The sequence below is a fragment of the Streptomyces macrolidinus genome, from assembly GCF_023887685.1.
In the GTDB taxonomy this organism is placed as follows: domain Bacteria; phylum Actinomycetota; class Actinomycetes; order Streptomycetales; family Streptomycetaceae; genus Streptomyces; species Streptomyces macrolidinus.
Map to the genome: position 1 here is coordinate 42,791 of NZ_JAMWMR010000013.1, position 15,915 is coordinate 58,705.

The 15,915-nt window shown below is 72.6% G+C and carries 13 protein-coding genes; 10 read left to right on the forward strand and 3 right to left on the reverse strand.

Features of this window, described 5'->3' with window-relative positions; genetic code table 11:
• A complete protein-coding gene (locus NGF19_RS16320) occupies positions 1-1,026 on the reverse strand; it encodes a Gfo/Idh/MocA family oxidoreductase (protein ID WP_252425650.1) in 1,026 nt (341 codons plus the stop codon).
• Between the two features lie 405 nt (positions 1,027-1,431).
• Here NGF19_RS16320 and NGF19_RS16325 point away from each other — a divergent pair, with 405 nt between their 5' ends.
• The 9 genes from NGF19_RS16325 (at position 1,432) to NGF19_RS16370 (ending at position 13,116) form a co-directional block, all read left to right on the forward strand.
• Positions 1,432-2,616 (forward strand): DegT/DnrJ/EryC1/StrS family aminotransferase, encoded by a 1,185-nt coding sequence (locus NGF19_RS16325; protein WP_308288491.1) that lies wholly within the window; start codon positions 1,432-1,434, stop codon positions 2,614-2,616.
• Complete coding sequence (locus NGF19_RS16330; RefSeq protein ID WP_252425651.1) at positions 2,613-3,755, forward strand: DegT/DnrJ/EryC1/StrS family aminotransferase; 1,143 nt, start codon at positions 2,613-2,615, stop codon at positions 3,753-3,755. Before NGF19_RS16325 ends, NGF19_RS16330 begins: the two co-directional genes overlap by 4 nt.
• A 181-nt stretch (positions 3,756-3,936) precedes the next feature.
• A complete protein-coding gene (locus tag NGF19_RS16335; protein WP_252425652.1) occupies positions 3,937-4,911 on the forward strand; it encodes a UbiA family prenyltransferase in 975 nt (324 codons plus the stop codon).
• Positions 4,908-6,278: a protoporphyrinogen/coproporphyrinogen oxidase gene (locus tag NGF19_RS16340; RefSeq protein WP_252425653.1), complete on the forward strand. Its 1,371-nt coding sequence runs from the start codon at positions 4,908-4,910 to the stop codon at positions 6,276-6,278. The genes NGF19_RS16335 and NGF19_RS16340 overlap by 4 nt, the downstream gene beginning before the upstream one ends.
• A gap of 1 nt (position 6,279) precedes the next feature.
• Entirely contained in the window at positions 6,280-7,848 is a 1,569-nt protein-coding gene (locus tag NGF19_RS16345; protein ID WP_252425755.1) for a class I adenylate-forming enzyme family protein, read from the forward strand.
• 62 nt (positions 7,849-7,910) lie between these two features.
• Positions 7,911-8,720: a class I SAM-dependent methyltransferase gene (locus NGF19_RS16350; RefSeq protein WP_252425654.1), complete on the forward strand. Its 810-nt coding sequence runs from the start codon at positions 7,911-7,913 to the stop codon at positions 8,718-8,720.
• A complete protein-coding gene (locus NGF19_RS30700; protein WP_308288493.1) occupies positions 8,717-10,414 on the forward strand; it encodes a CoA transferase in 1,698 nt (565 codons plus the stop codon). Before NGF19_RS16350 ends, NGF19_RS30700 begins: the two co-directional genes overlap by 4 nt.
• Positions 10,411-12,075, forward strand: coding sequence for a class I adenylate-forming enzyme family protein (locus tag NGF19_RS16365; RefSeq protein ID WP_252425655.1), 1,665 nt, complete (start codon positions 10,411-10,413; stop codon positions 12,073-12,075). Before NGF19_RS30700 ends, NGF19_RS16365 begins: the two co-directional genes overlap by 4 nt.
• Positions 12,076-12,630: 555 nt before the next feature.
• Positions 12,631-13,116: an HIT family protein gene (locus NGF19_RS16370; protein WP_252425656.1), complete on the forward strand. Its 486-nt coding sequence runs from the start codon at positions 12,631-12,633 to the stop codon at positions 13,114-13,116.
• A gap of 51 nt (positions 13,117-13,167) precedes the next feature.
• Here the strand turns inward: NGF19_RS16370 and NGF19_RS16375 are convergent, their stop codons facing one another.
• Positions 13,168-14,202, reverse strand: a complete 1,035-nt coding sequence (locus NGF19_RS16375) for a GlxA family transcriptional regulator (RefSeq protein WP_252425657.1) — start codon at positions 14,200-14,202, stop codon at positions 13,168-13,170.
• Positions 14,203-14,322: 120 nt separating this feature from the next.
• Here NGF19_RS16375 and NGF19_RS16380 point away from each other — a divergent pair, with 120 nt between their 5' ends.
• Positions 14,323-14,907, forward strand: coding sequence for a cysteine hydrolase family protein (locus tag NGF19_RS16380; RefSeq protein WP_252425658.1), 585 nt, complete (start codon positions 14,323-14,325; stop codon positions 14,905-14,907).
• Positions 14,908-14,969: 62 nt separating this feature from the next.
• Here NGF19_RS16380 and NGF19_RS16385 read toward each other — a convergent pair whose 3' ends face one another.
• Positions 14,970-15,725, reverse strand: a complete 756-nt coding sequence (locus NGF19_RS16385) for a peptidase associated/transthyretin-like domain-containing protein (protein WP_252425659.1) — start codon at positions 15,723-15,725, stop codon at positions 14,970-14,972.
• Between the last annotated feature and the right edge of the window lie 190 nt (positions 15,726-15,915).

Consider the following 15,915-nt stretch of genomic DNA (forward strand, 5'->3'; position numbering starts at 1 on the left):
TCAGCGGCTCCCGGCGGGGGTTGGCGCTACGACGGCGCAGTGCTCGCGGGCCGCGCACAGCAGACGGGCGGTCGCGCAGGCGAGCGGGAAGTTCCCGGCGTTCGCCGTTCCCGAGGCGAAGTCGCGGTAGGCGCCCTCGAAGAACGCGGTCAGGGCGTCGTCACGGAAGACGTGGTGCCCGGCGTCGCACTCACCGGCGACGACGAGTTGGGCGTGGTCGTCGTCCTCGCTCAACGGGAAGTGCGCGGTGGCCGTGGAGCGTTCGAACTCGCAGACGACGCTGCGTTGTCTGACGGGCGCGCCGAGGTCGGACCGCAGCACGGTCGTCACCCCTGAGCGGTGCTCCAACTCGACGTGGGCGCCGCCGAGACGGGGAAGCGTACGGTCCTCGCAGCGCAGGTCCCAGCAGCGCGCGTCGCGCAGGTCGGCCGGACCGGCCAGGTCGAGCGCGAGCCCCAACGAGTGGGGGATCTCCACGTCCAGGGCGGTCGGATGCCCCTCGGTGGTGAGCGATCGCAGGAAGCGGGGCTTGTGCTGGTCCACGGTGATACGGCGGAGGGGGCCGAGCCGTTCGCCGCGGACGAGCCGGCGCAGTCGGTCGGCGAGGCGGGAGCTGGTCCAGTGCGCCACGACCACCATGTCGAGGTCCGCCTGCTCGCGAAGGCGGATCAGGGCGTCGAGTTCCTCCGCGGAGGCGGCGAGGGGCTTCTCCACGACCAGTCGGCGGACGCCGTGTCCGGCCAGTCGCGCGATCACCTCGTGACGCAGCCGGGGCGGGGTGCACACATGGGCCACTGTCGTGGCGGGCTCCACCATGGCCAGGGCCTGTTCCAGCGTGGTGAGGGTCGTGATCTCACCGGGCGCGCCCGCGGCCCGCAGTGCCTCGGCGCGCGGGTCGCAGCCGACCGCGGGCAGGGCGACGAGCGGATCACCCATGGCCGCGGTCCGCCGGGCCAGTCGGGCGAGCGCCCGCAGATGCAGTCCGGATCCGGAGCGGCCGAGCCCGACCACGAGGGGCTGCAGCACAGGGCCTCCTGGGAGAGAGGGAAGGGGTGACGGAGCGCGCGAACGGCGGGAGCGGACCGGGAGCGGAACGCGCGGTTCGCGTCGCGTCCCGTACAACTCCGGTGCGCCGCACGACTATTGCCGCCTTACGAGGAAAGGGTCAAGTGATCCGGAACTGCGTTACCCATAAAGTGTGAAGATGATCCTTTCCCTTCTCGTTCATCGGGGTGGTGCGACTAGCGTTGTCGGCCTCTCCACAGAATCGACGGGGCGGGTGAGGCATTGCCTTCCAGTGGACAGATTCGAGCGCGGGCCGGGGGCGTATTGCCGAGCGCATCACCGAGCGCATCGGGGACGGCCGGGCCGATTCCCTTCTTCTCCCAGAGAAGGACTTTCGAACGATTGTGGCCGTCCATCGAAAGCGCGGTGGACGAGGTATTCCGCAGCGGCAAATTCAGCCATGGAAAACAGGTCGGACAGTTCGAGTCGGCGCTCGCGCGCTACACCGGAGCCAGGCATGTGATCGGCGTCAACAGCGGTACCGACGCCCTCGTACTGCTGCTGCGCGCCTGCGGGTTGCGCCCCGGCGACGGGGTCCTGGTGCCCGCGTACTCGTTCTTCGCCACCGCCTCTGCCGTCGTCCTCGCGGGCGGGCAGCCGCAGTTCGTCGACATCGACCCGGAGACCTACGCGATGGACCCCGCGGCGCTCGACGCGGCCGTCACCTCGCGGAGCCGGTTCGTGATGCCGGTCCATCTGTTCCACACGATGGCCGACATGGCGGCACTCACCGCGGTCGCCCGACGGCACGGCCTGACGGTCGTCGAGGACAGTGCCGAGGCGATCGGCATGCGCCGTGGCGGAGTTCACGCGGGCCTGCACGGCGTCGGCGGCGTCCTGTCGTTCTTCCCCTCCAAGACCCTCGGCGCGCTCGGCGACGCCGGAGCCGTCCTCACCGACGACCCGCGGGTGGCGGACACCGTCGCGGCCCTGCGCCACCACGGCAGGACCGGCCGGACGCTGAACAACTTCCCGGCCATCTCGACCGAGAGCGCCCTGTCGGGCACGAACAGCAAGATGGACGACATCCAGGCGGCCGTCCTGCTCGCCAAACTGACCGTCCTGGAGGAGCACATCGCGCGCCGCGCCGAACTGGCCGCCGCCTACACCGCCCGACTGCGGGACGTCCCCGGGATCCGCCGCCTGCCGCGAACCACCGCGCCGAGACCGGACGACCGCGAGATGCGCGCCGACCGCAACGTGCACGACGACGGCGATGTGTGCGACGACCGCGATGCGTACGCCGCCGACGACGTGTACGACGACCGCGATGTGTACTACGTCTACCTGATCGAGACCGAGCACCGGGACGCACTGGTCGCCCACCTCGACGGACAGGGCATCGGCACCGAGGTCTACTACCCGCTGCCGCTGCCCCACCAGCCCGTCTTCGGTCACCTGGGCCACCGGCCCGGCGACTTCCCGCACGCGGAGTCGGCGGCCCGGCACGCCCTGGCCCTGCCCTTCCACCCCGATCTCGACCCCGGCGACCTGGACCGCGTCTGCGACACCATCGGCGCCTTCCTCGCCACGACGAGGACCACCGCATGACCGCATCGCCCCCCACCGCCGTCCCCTTCTTCCCGCCCACCCTCTTCGAAGCCGACCGCCCCGCGCTGCTCGGCCTGCTCCGCGAGGTGGGTCTCGACCCGGAGCAACGCTTCATCCTGGGCTCCCGTACGGCCGCCTTCGAGGAACTCCTGCGCGCGGATCTCGGCGCCGCCGACGTGGTCGCCTGCTCCAGCGGCACCTCGGCGCTCTCCCTGATCCTGTGGGCCATGGACATCGGCCCCGGCGACGAAGTGATCGTGCCCGCCTTCGGCTGCGCGCCCCTCGCCTCCTCGGTCGTCACCGTCGGCGCCACGCCTGTCTTCGCCGACATCCGGCCCGACACCATGACCATGGACCCAGACGCGGCCGAACGCCTCGTCACCGAGCGGACCAAGGCCGTGCTGCCGGCCCACATGTTCTCCGTGATGGCCGACATGCCCCGCTTCGCCGCACTGACCGAGCGACACGGACTGCGCCTGCTGGAGGACTCGGCGGTCGCCCAGGGCGGCGTGCTGCGCGGCGTCCCGGCCGGGCTGTGGGGCGAGGCGGGCGTCTACTCCTTCGTCCAGGTCAAGACGTGCGGTATGCCCGGCGAGGGCGGCGTGGTCATCACCCGCGACGCGGCACTGGGCGAGCGGGTACGGATGCTGCGCAACCACGGCCAGCACGCGGGGCGGCGGTTCGTCCACCACGCCCTCGGCGTCAACAGCCGCTTCGACGAGATCCAGGCCGCCTTCCAGACACACCGCTACGCGGGCTTCCCGGCGCGCCTCGCACGCCGGGCGGAGATCGCCGCGTACTACACCGAGCGCTTCACCTCGCTGATCGACCACGGTGTGACCCCGCCACCGCCCGACCAGGACGGCCGGTGCTTCTACGTGTACACGGTCCTCGCCGACGCCCGCGAAGCGCTCGCCGCCCATCTGGCCGAGCACGGGGTGGCGACGCACGTCTATTATCCGCAACCCCTGCCCGCCCAGGGCGCGTTCGCTCCCTACGCGCCGCCCGGTGCCCGCTGGCCGGGCGCCGAGGAGGCCGCCCGCCGCCATCTCGCACTGCCGGTGCACCACCTGCTGACGGACGCCCAGGTCATGCGGGTCGCCGACCTCGTGTGCGCCTTCGCCACCGGGCACCGCTGACCCACGGCCGCCCACCTGGACCACCACGGGGCGGGAACGCGGCACCCCCGAACGCAGCGCACCCCACGCAGACCCACCCACGCAGACCCACCTCAAGCGGACCCACCTGACGCAGCCACACCTCACGCAGACCTACCTCACGCAGCCACATCTCACGCGGACACCCTTCGAAAAGGCCTCCATGACCGACAGCATCGCGGCCACCCATACCGCGGCCACCGCCCACGGCCCCGGCAGACTGCGCGTCTACGCGCGGCTCGGCAAGCTGGACGTGTACGACTACTACCTCGGCATCTTCCTCGCCCTGACCGCCACCCTGTTCCCGCTCGACGCCTTCACCGCCCGCGGTGCACTGGTGCTGGCCCTGTTTCTCATCGGGGAGATCGCCGTCCTCATGGCGATGGTCGCCCTGGACGACGTCACCGGGTTCCGTGACGGCAGCGACCTCGCCAACTACGGCCCCGACAACCCCCTGCGCAGCAAGGCACGCAAGCCCCTGGTCGCCGCAGCGCTGACGGTGCCTCAGGCGCTGCGCTTCGCCTGGGTCAGCGCGGCGGCCGGGGTGGTGCTGTGGACGGTCGCTGTCGCGATCGCACCCCACCGCCCGCTGTGGGCGCTCGCGGCCGTGGGCGCGCTGTTCGTGGTCTCGCTGCAGTACTCGTACGGCCTGAAGATCAGCTACCACGGGTTCCAGGAAGGGTTCCTGGTCGCCCTCGGCGCCGTGTTGGTGATCGCTCCCTACGGCCTGCTGACAGGGAAGTTCTCCGGCTTCCTCATGGTCCAGGCGGTGCTGTTCGGATTCGGCCCGCTGATGTTCGGTGTCTACTCCAACACCAACGACGTCGCCGGAGACCGGGCCGTGGGCCGTCCCACCGTCGCCGCCCTGGTCTCGGAACGGGGCAACGCCGTGTTCGTCGGAGCGCTGTCGGCCACCGAGTTCCTCATCGGCGCCCTCGCCTCGCTCACCGGCACGGCGCCCTGGTGGTTCGCGCCGCTGATGCTCCCGGCGACCGCGCTGCGAACCCGGCAGTACGTGACCGGGTTCGTCCGCGGCGACATCATGACCGCCCGCCGCACGGGCTTCGCGGTACACCGGCTCAGCGTGGTGCTGATGAGCGTCGCGGGCCTCCTCGCCGGATGGGAGGCGACCCGATGACACCCGAACTGGACGTCGCGGTCATCGGCGCGGGCGTCGCCGGACTGACCGCCGCCCACGAACTGCGCCGCGCCGGGCTCTCCGTCCGGGTCTACGAGCAACTCCCGGACGTGGGCGGCCGGATGCGCACCCTGCGCCACGAAGGCTGGACGGTGGACACGGGCGCCGAACAGGTCGCCTCCCGCGGCTACCGCGCGACCTGGCAACTGCTGCGCCGCCTGGGCGTCACCGCCGCGGACGTGCCCCGGGTCGGCGGCGGCGTGGCCGTCTGGCGCGGCGGGCGCGCCCACCTCGGCCTCGGGGAAGGCACGGCCGTTCTCACCGGTGCCGGGCTGTCCGCCCGCGCCCGGCTCGACCTGGCCGCCTTCTCCGCTTGGACCGGCCGCCGCCGCGCCGGATTCGACGGCGACCGCCCCGAACACAGCCCGCTGGGCGCGGCCACCGTCCGGGAGGCGACCGCGCGCTACCACCGCGACCTGCACGACTACCTCTTCCAACCGGTCGCGGGATGCTTCTTCGGCTGGGACACCGCGCGTTCCGCCGCCGCCCCCCTGATCAGCCTGCTGCTGGAGGCCGGTGCCCCGTCCGCCTGGCGCACCTACCGGGACGGCATGGACTTCCTCGCCCGCCGGCTCGCCGCCGACACCGAGGTCGTCACCGGCCGCGCCGTGCGCGAGGTCGTCGACGCGGGCGGGCACGCCGTCCTGCGGTTCGACGACGGCGAGGTCACGGCGCGGGCCGCGGTGCTCGCCGTACCCGCCCCCGTCGCGGCGGCCCTGCGCCCCGAAGCCCCCGCCGACGAACGCCCGTTCCTCACCGCCTGCACCTTCACCCCCATGATGAAGGTCAGTTGCCTGCTGGACCGCCCGCTCGCCCCGCCCGCCCGGCGCCCGGTGCACATCCTGCTCACCCCGGACGCGGAGGAACAGACACTCTCCGGTGTCGTCGTCGACCACGCCAAGGACCCCCGCCGGGCCCCCGCCGGACACGGTCTGATCACCCTCGTCGCCGGGCCGCGCCGCGTTCCCGAACTGCTGGACGCCGCCCCGGAAGAGGCCGCCGACCTGCTGGTCCATGCGGCGGAACGCTACGTCCCGGGCATCGGCGACGCCCGCCGCCACCACTTCGCGCACGCGTTCCGCCACGGCCTGCCCGAAGCCACACCGGAGGCCCTCAGGGAACGCGCCGGGTTCCTCGCCCGGCCGGTGCGCGCGGTGGAGTACGCCGGTGACTGGGTGATGCTCCGGCCCGCGTCCGAAGGCGCCGTACGGGCGGGCGCGCTGGCCGCGTCCCGCGTCCTGAGCAGGCTGGGACGGCACCGGCCGACCGGCCCCGACCGAGCGGAGGAGACCGTTGCGACCGCATGACATGGGCACCTTGTTCGACGAGGCGGCGGCAGCGGGCACCCGCACCGTGGTCCACCTCGACCGGCCCTTCGACATCGCCCCGCGGGCCGGAACCCGCTGGACCATCACCGAACTCGCCCACCTGGTCCGCGCCACCGCCGCCCGGCTGGCCGACGCCGGAGTGCGCCCCGGGGACCGCGTGGCGATCGTGAAGGACAACCACTGGGACTACGACCTGCTCGGCTGCGCCGCGGTCCGCCTCGGTGCCGTGCCCGCGCTGCTGTCCGCCGGGCTGGATACGACAGACCTGGTCACCCTGCTCGAACGGCTGCGACCGGCCGCGCTCGTCACCACCGCCGCGCTGCTGACCCGCTGCCGCGACATCGCGACGAGCGCACCGGCCCCGCTCTGCATCACCCTCGACTCCCACGCACCCGGCGCGGTCCACCTCGCCGCGCTCGACGCCACCCGCCCCTGCCCGCCCGTACGCCGCCCCGCGGACGAACCCCTCGTCATCCACCACACCTCGGGCACCACCGGGCTGCCCAAACTCGTGATCCACTCCACGCGGACCCTCGTGGACAAGCTGGCCCGCTTCGAGGCCGTGCGCTACCCCGGCATCGGCGTCCGCCCGGACGACGTCCTGCTCAACGCCAGCGCGTACGCCCACGGGCGCACCTTCTGCTGGACGGCGGTGGTGCTCTCGGTCGCGCCCGCCGAGATCGTGGTGCTCAGCGGGGACGACCCGGACACCGCCGATCCACTGCTGCGCGCCCACCCGCCCACCGTCGTCGAGGCGACACCCGCCACCTTCGTCCGGCTGCGCCCGCTCACCACCCGGCTCGACACCGCGTTCCGGCGCGTCCGCCTGTACATCAGCACCTACGACGCCGTCCATCCGCCCGCCCTGCGCGCGTATCTGACCGCCAGCCACCACCCCCGCCCGCTGTGGATGCAGGGCTGGGGCCAGACCGAGACCGGACCGCTGACCTTCCGCTTCCACACCCGGCGCTCCGCGCTCGCCCCGGACGCCGAGTCGACGGCGCGCCTGCTGGGCCGTCCGGTGCCGGGCCGGACCCGGCTGCGCGCGGTGGACCCGGACACCCTGCGCCCGGTGCCGCGAGGCCGCCCCGGACTGCTCCTCGTACGCACCGCGGCCCTCGCCCTCGGCTACGTCGCCGAGGACGAACGCTGGAACGCCAAACGGGTCGGCGAGTGGTGGTCGACGGGCGACATGGGCGTGCTCCACCGCGACGGCAGCGTCAGCGTCCTGGACCGCGAGGTCGACAGCCTGCCCGGCATGAGCTGTCTGCGGACCGAGGACGCGCTGGAGCAGCGGCTGCCCCAGGCCCTCGAATGCGTGGTCCTCGGCGTCCCGGACGGCGACCCGCTGCCCGTCGTCGTCACCGCCGATGGCCGACTGGACCCGGACGCCTGGAAACAGGCCGTGTACGGACTGCCGAGCTTGCGTGACCCGGCCGTCCTCACCTGGGACGATGTGCCCCGCACCGGCACCGGCAAGGTCCGCCGCGCCACCCTGGCACGGCGGCTCACGGGGGCCGCGCTCGCGGGTACCGGCCGCTGGACCTGACAGGCCGTCAGTTGATGCGCACCGTCATCGGTCATCACCCCCTGACGTAAGGAGCACCCCTCATGGCACCGCCGGTTCCCGCGCGCGCGGTCTTCGGCAACGGCACCGCGCACAGCCGCGACCAGCACCGCTGCCTGGCAGCCGCCTACGACCCGGTGACCCTGCCGCGGCTGGCCGCCGCCGGGGTCGCCCCGGGCTGGCACTGCCTGGAGATCGGGGCGGGCGGCGGCAGCATCGCGCGCTGGCTCGCGGACCGGGTCGCCCCCGGCGGCTCGGTGCTCGCCACCGACCGCGACATCCGCGACCTCGTACCCGGCCCGAACCTCGAGGTCGCCGCCCTCGACGTGGCCCGCGACCCGCTGCCGGAGGAGGCCTACGACCTGGTGGTGGCGCGCCTGGTGCTCCAGCACGTGCCCTCCCGCGACGCCGTCCTGCACAGACTCGTACGAGCCCTGCGGCCCGGCGGCGTGCTGCAGATCGACGAGATCGACGCCTCCTACGAGCCGCCGCTGCTGACCCCGGACGCGGCCACCGAAGAGCTGTACGTCCGGTTCCTGCGCGCCAAGGCAGCCGCCCTGCGCGCCGCGGGCGGCGACCCGCACTGGGGCCGCAGAGTGCCGTCCGCCCTGCGCGCGGCGGGGCTCACCGCCATCGACGTCCATCTGAACATCGACGTACGCCACGCCGAGGACCCCGGACTCGGACTCCAGTCGAACCACACGCGCAACCTCCGGGGCCGCCTGGTGGAGCAGGGCATGACCGACGAAGACCTGGACCGGGTACGGCAGTTGATGCGCGACCCGTCGTTCCGTGCCGCCTCCAGCGTCTTCTACTCGGTGCAGGGCCGCCGACCCGGCAAGGGGCACAGGTGACACCGGACCTGCGTACCGCCGCACGCCCTGCGGTCGGCACGACCGTCGTCGACCGGTTGCTGCGGCACACCGCACAGCCCGTGGCGGTGCGCCACACCATCGACTGGGCGGGGCCGGTCGGCATGGATCTGCCGGACGAGCGTGCCGTGCAGGCCGCCTGCGGTCTCATGCACGTCCACGGCCGGGCCACGGGCGGCCCCGTCCCGCTGGCCGTCGACTACGCCTCGGTGGTGGCGGGGGTGCTCGCGGCCCAGGGAGCCACCGCCGCCGGAATCGGGCGGGCCCGCGGACTGGACCTGAACGAGGTACGGACCTCGGTGGCCCAAGGGGCACTGCTGGCGCTCGGCCAGTACCTCGCCGCAGCGACGGCGGACGAAGGCCTCGATCCACCCGACCCGGAGCCGTCCGAGGCGTCGGCGGCCGGGCTGGCCACCCTCGGCACCTCCGACGGCGCCCGCATGGAGATCGAGACCCTCGACCCGTCGGCCTGGCGGGAGTTCTGGGCCCGGCTCGGGGTGCCCGCCGCACTCGCCGGCCGTGGCTGGCTGCCCTTCCAACAGCGGTTCGCCACCGCCGTCTGCCCCCTGCCCGACGAACTGCGGCGGGCCGCCCGGCACCGGACGCTTGCGGACCTGCGAGCCGCCGCCCACCACAGCGGCGTCAGCCTCCTCACCATCGGCTCCGACCCCGCCCCGGCCGTCCACCCGGCCCCCTGGCGGCTCACCCCCGCCCCGGCGCACACGGTCACCGCCGTACCCTCGCCCCGCCCGCCCGACGCCACCCTTCCCCTGACAGGCCTGCGGGTGGTGGAGTCCACGCGCCGGGTGCAGGGCCCGCTCGCCGGGCACGTCCTGCGGATGCTGGGCGCCGAGGTGATCCGCGTCGAGCCTCCCGGCGGGGACCCGATGCGCTGGCTGCCCCCGCTGGCGGACGGCACCTCGGCCCGGTTCACGGCGCTCAACGCGGGCAAGCGCGTGGTCGAGGCCGACCTCACCACCATGCAGGGTCGGGCCGCGGTACGTGAACTGGCCGCCACAGCCGATGTCTTCCTGCACAACTGGGCTCCGGGCAAGGCGGGTCGGCTCGGTCTGGACTCCGAGGACCTGCGCCCCGGCCTGGTGTACGCGTGGGCGTCCGGCTTCGGCGACACCCTCGGCGAACGGCCGCCCCTGGGCACCGACTACCTCGCCCAGGTGCACAGCGGACTCGCCGCCGCGGTACGCCCGGCCGACGAACCCCCGGCCCCCTCCCTGATGACCCTCACCGACGTGCTCGGCGGACTGGTCTGCGCCCAGGGCGTGTTGGCCGCGCTGGCGGCCCGGGAGCGGACCGGGCGCGGCGGCCGGGTCGACTCCAGCCTGGTCTCCGCAGCCGCGCTGATCCCCCGACCCGCGCACCGCGTCCACTGGACGCCCTGGGACCGGCCGCTGGCCACCGCCGACGGCCATCTGTACCTCGGCCCCGAGGCACGGGCCCGACCCGAGGCGATGCGCCGCCTGTTCGACCGCGCCGACGCCAAGTCCCTCACCACGCAGGAGTGGACGCGTCGGCTGGCCGAGGCAGGCCTGACCGCCACCCCTGTCCGCACCGACCTGGCCGTCCTGGCACACGACCCCGCCTTCCGCTCGGCCATCGCCCCACCGGACCCGGTCACCGGACACGCCCGCCCGTACGCGCCCTGGGAGTTCGCATGACAACCGCCCTCGCCACCCTCCCCGTGGTCCGGGACGGAGAACCGGTATGGACCTCGCGCGCCGGAGTGCCCTTCCCCGACCTCGTGCCCCGCGCCCGACGACAGGCCTGGGTGACGGCGGGCCTGTGCCCGGACGCCGATCTGTACACGCTGTTCACCGCCCGAGTCCGGGAACACCCGGACCGCGCCGCCGTGGTGGACGACACCGGGACGCTGTCCTACGCGGCCCTGGACGCCGAAGTCCGCCGTATCGCAGCCCTGTTCGCGCGGGCGGGCCTCGCGGGCGCGGGCGTGGTGGCGCTGCGGCTGCCCGATGGACGTGACGCGGTGGCCGCGGAACTCGCCGTGTACGCGATCGGCGCGGTGGCCCTTCCGCTCCCCCCGAGCACGGACGACCGTGACACCCGCGCCCTGCTCGCCCGCTCCCGAGCCCGCGGAGCGGTCCTCGCTTCGGCCCAGCAGGCTCAATCCGTAGCCGAACTCCCCGACCTGCACGCGGTGTTGGTACCCGGACCGGGCGAGGGACGCACGCTGGGTCTGCACACACCGCGGCCCCGGCACCCATGGCGGACCCGGCCGGTCGACCCGTACGGTCCCGCGCGCATCCTGGTGTCGTCCGGTTCCGAGACCGAGCCGAAGATGGTCGCCTACAGCCATCACGCCCTGGCCGGAGGCCGGGCCCGCTATGTGCGGTCGCTGCACCCGGACCCCGAGGTGCCGCCCCGCCATCTCGTCCTCGTCCCGCTGGCCTCCTCCTTCGGCTCCCTCGGCACACCGGTCACCCTCGCCGCCCTCGGCGGAACCCTCATCACGCCGTCGGCGTTCGACCCGGCGGGCGCGCTGCGGCTGATCGCCGAACACCGCCCCACGCATCTGTTCGCGGTGCCCACCATGCTGCGCCGGATCGCCGACCTTCCGGCCCGACCCGGCGAGGACACCTCGTCGTTGCGTGCCGTCGTCTCCAGCGGCGCCGCTCTGCCCCCGGCCGTCACACAGGCCTGCCGCCGACGCCTCGGCCGCCCGGTGGTGACCGTCTACGGTTCCTCGGACGGCGTGAACTGCCATACGGCGGGGGAGAGTCACCCGCCGGACGACAGTGTCGGCACCCCCGACCCGGCGGTCGCGAACATCCGGATCACCGGCCCCGACGGCACCCCACTGCCCCCCGGACACAGCGGCCAGATCGAGGCGTTGGGCCCGATGACACCCCTGTGCTACGTCAACTCACCGGACCTGGACGCTCGTTACCGCACCTCCGACGGCTGGGTCCGCACGGGCGACCTCGGCCGACTGGACGAGCACGGCCGACTGCACGTCCTCGGCCGCCTCAAGCGCATCGTCGTACGCGGCGGCCTCAACATCAGCCTCGCCGAGGTCGAACGCGAACTGAACAGCCATCCCGCCGTCGCGGAGGCGGCGTGCGTCCCGGTGCCCGACCCGGACCTCGGCGAACGACTGTGCGCCTGCATCCGCCCGACCCCCGGCACCCCCGCCCCCACACTGACCGACCTCACCACCCACCTGACAGCCCGCGGCCTGTCCCGCCGCAAACACCCCGAACACCTCCTGACGCTCACGGAGCTGCCCCTCGGCCCCACGGGCAAGATCGCGTACCGGACCCTCACGACCCAGGCGACCCGGCACCTCGACCGGCGCCGTTGACCGCGCTCGTCATCGTACGGCGCCGGGTTGGCTGTCAGTCGTTCACCGTCGCGTTGCCCGTTCGTCGCGGCAGGAGTAGCGGTCGACGTCGTCGGTGGCCCTTGACCGACGCAGTCCCGCGCGTCTGTCTCCCTGTCTCCAGCCGCACATGGACCGCGAACCGGACCGCTCCCTCGTGTCCGCCGAGCACTTGAGCAAGCGGGCTTCTCCGAGGACAGCAGGACTCAGCCCCTGATCGTCCAGCCCTTGCCTCAGTGCTACGAGAACGGTGGATACACTCGGTTGCCCGGTGCGGAGGTGGCCGTCCGTGTGCACGACGACGCATGCGCCTCCGGCTTCGTCCAGGAGCCCGACTTCGAGGTGAAGGCCCCAACGGCCCCTGTCCCGGGTCAGGTTGCTTCGAGCCGCCGAGCGGCCACTGGGCGAGCCGCCGCGTACGGTACGGGAAGTCGTGTCGTGCGCGCGCCGCGAGGCCCGCGCCCACAAGGGGCTGTCCGCGAAGGCCACCTGAACACGCTTACGAAGGCGGACAGTTCACGAATCGAGGTACGGACCATGGCAGTTGACGGTGACTGGCGCACGGATCGGATCGGAAGCGCGCTACGGGGCCAGAACCCCACTGTGCTACGGCGCTTGGACGCGGGGTTCGCGGTGATCGGCGATGTGCAGTTCCTGCCGGGCTACTCGGTGCTCCTGGTGGACGACCCCAAGGTGGAGAGACTGTCGGACCTGCCCAGGGGCAAGCGGCTGGCCTTCCTGTCCGACATGGATCGGCTCGGGGAAGCGGTCGAGCGGGCGTCCCAGCGCGGGGACTCGGCCTTCCGCCGGGTCAATCTGGAGATCCTGGGCAACACCGACGGGTTCCTGCACGCCCATGTATGGCCACGATTCGAGTGGGAGCCGGCCGAGTTGGTGGGCGGGCCGGTGTGGCGCTATCCCCGCGACCGGTGGACGGACCAGCGGTACGCACTCGGCCCGCAGCACGACCGGCTGCGCCAGACGATCGGGGACGAGTTGGACCGGCTGCGTTCGGCGAGTTGACGGGGCGCGGCTCGGCGGCTCCCGAGGCGGCTGTCGTTCCCGGCAGGGGCGTCAGCGCGCCACCGGCACCCTGAACCGTCGCCGGTACTCCGTCGGTGTCGTGTTCAGGCGGCGACGGAACGCCCGTACCAGGGTGTCCGTCGTGCCGAAACCGCAGACGGCGGCGATACGTTCCACCGTGGCGTCCGTGGACTCCAGTTCATGGCGGGCCTTCTCCACACGGACGGACTCGATGTAGGCGTGCGGGGTCATGCCCAGCTCGGTCTTGAAGAGCCGGGTCAGATGGCGGTCGCTGACGTGCGCGTACGCGGCGAGGCCGACGACCGTCAGCGGTTCGTCGAGGTGGCGCAGGATGTGGTGGCGCAGATCCTCGATACGGCGCGTGGTGGCGATCTGCTCCAACGGGACGCTGAACTGGCTCTGCCCGCTGGGGCGTTTGAGGTACATGACCAGTTGCCGGGCCACGCGCAGGGCAACCGCCTCACCGAGATCGTCGGCGATCAGGGCCAGGGACAGATCCAGGCAGGCGCTGATCCCGGCCCCGGTCCACACGTTGCCCTCGCGGACGAAGATCGGGTCCGCGTCCACCGTCACCGCCGGGTGATCGGCGGCCAGTTGCTGCGCCGTCGACCAGTGCGTGGTGGCACGCTTGCCGTCGAGCAGCCCCGCCGCGGCGAGCAAGTGCGCGCCCACGCACACGGAAGCGATCCGGTGCGCACGAGCGGCGAGGACCTTCACCCACTCGACCAGTTCGGGGTCGACGAGAGGATGGACGCGGCGCTCGTCGTCGATCTCCACCGCGCCGGGCACCACGAGCGTATCGATGGCGCGCGCGGCGGCCTCCTCGAAGGTGAGGTCGGGCAGGACACGGACCCCGGCGCCGGTGGTGACGGGGTCCATGGCCTCGGCGGCGAGCAGGACCTGATAGCCCACGGCCTCCTCGGCCTCGCGCCCGGCGAGCGAGAACACCTCCGGTGGCCCGGTGACGTCGAGCAGATCGACGCCGTCGAAGAGCACGATGACGATGAGACGTCGGACGGAGTCCGGCACGGGTCCCCCAGGGGCGGTCAGCAGGTCGGTCGACATGTCGGTATCTGCGGGTCGGACGTCATTGCCGACACCGCGACGGGGTCATAGCGTGACACACATGGCCCGACGGACCGCTCGGGCCGCGCTTCCCCCTCACATTCCGAAGGTGGTACACCCATGTCCCGAACCACGCTGCGCGAACTCAACGGCTTCGACCAGACGCCCGCGAAGCTGGCCGACTCGACGCTGATCCTGATCGACATGCAGAACACCTACACCCAGGGCGTCATGGAACTCGACGGCTGGGAGCAGTCCCTCGACGCCGCCGCGCACCTGCTGACCAGGGCCCGCCAGGAAGGCGCGAAGGTCGTGCACGTCATCAATGACGGCGGCGAGGGCACCCCGTACGACATCCGTGCCGAGATCGGCCGGATCCACCCGAAGGTCGCGCCGGTCGACGGCGAGCCGGTCGTCGTCAAGCAGGTCCCGAACGCGTTCGTCGACACTGACCTGGCCACCCACCTCAGTGAGGGCCAGGACGTCGTCATCGTGGGCTGGATGACGCACATGTGCGTGGCGTTCACCGCGCAGGGCGCGTTCCTGGGCGGCTACCGCCCCACCGTCGTCGCCGATGCCTGCGCGACCCGCTCGCTCCCGGTCACGGGCACGGACGTCCCGGCCGACCAGGTGCACCGCAGCGCCCTTGCCACCATCGGCGACCTCTACGGCGTCGTCGTCGAGTCCCAGAAGGAGATCCGCTGAGGAAGCCTCGGCGTCGTTCCCGCCCACCGCGCATCAGTACGGTGTCGGGCCCTCCCCGAGGGTCACGGCATGCCGTGCAGACCGTGGGCGGGGCTGGCGTTGATGAACCGGTGGTCCTTGCATTTCGCGGTGAAGGGCGCGAACTTCTCGGTGGGGTGCGCGGCGTTGAAGGTGTAGGTGCCGTTCGGCACGTTGGTCCACATCACGCCGCCGTCAGTGGAGGTCTGTGACAAGGAGATGTCGGGCAGCACGTGGTCGTTGAAGTAGAGCGGCTTCGGCAGCGCGGGGGAGGCCGAGGCGGTGGAGCCGGGGACACCGTGCGGGACGAAGCCCACCAACTCCTCGAAGGTCATGCCGACCGCGCGCTTGTCCACGACCGTGGAGACGATCACGCAGCCGTCTTCGAACGGGTCCTTCCACTGCTGGGCGGCGACGAGCGCCCACAGCCCGGCGGTGGTCGCGAGATCCGGTGTCTGGAGGAAGATGTCGGGGACGTCCTGCCGCACGTTCTGGAACGTCTGCGTGTACATGGGGTACCAGCCGACTTTGGTGACATGCACGGTGGCATCGGAGCCGGCCGGGACATCGAGGGACCACCGGCCGTTGCCGTCCGTCTCCACCGCGGCGCCCGTCTCCTCGACAGCGACGCGGGCCTGGGGGATGGGCTTGCCCGTGGTGAAGTTGTAGGCGACCCCGCCCAACGTGACCGACGACGGCTCCGCGGCGGAGGCAGGCCCCGCCAGGGACGCCGCGGCGAGCAGGCCGGCGGCCAGGACCAGTGCGCCTGAGTTCGCTTGTCTCGCTCTCTTCGTGCGCATGTGTCTCCCTCTTCTCCTGGGGATTCGTCGCGAGTAAAGGGGAGCGTCGATGAGGCGTCAACCGCTTGCGCACCCTTTGGAACGGAGGCGTACGAAGGCCGAGGTCTTGGTGAGAACGCGACGGCGGGCCCAGGCCGACCAGGCATCGCCCCCAGCCTCGCCCACCGGCCACGGCCACGGCGGCTGCTGC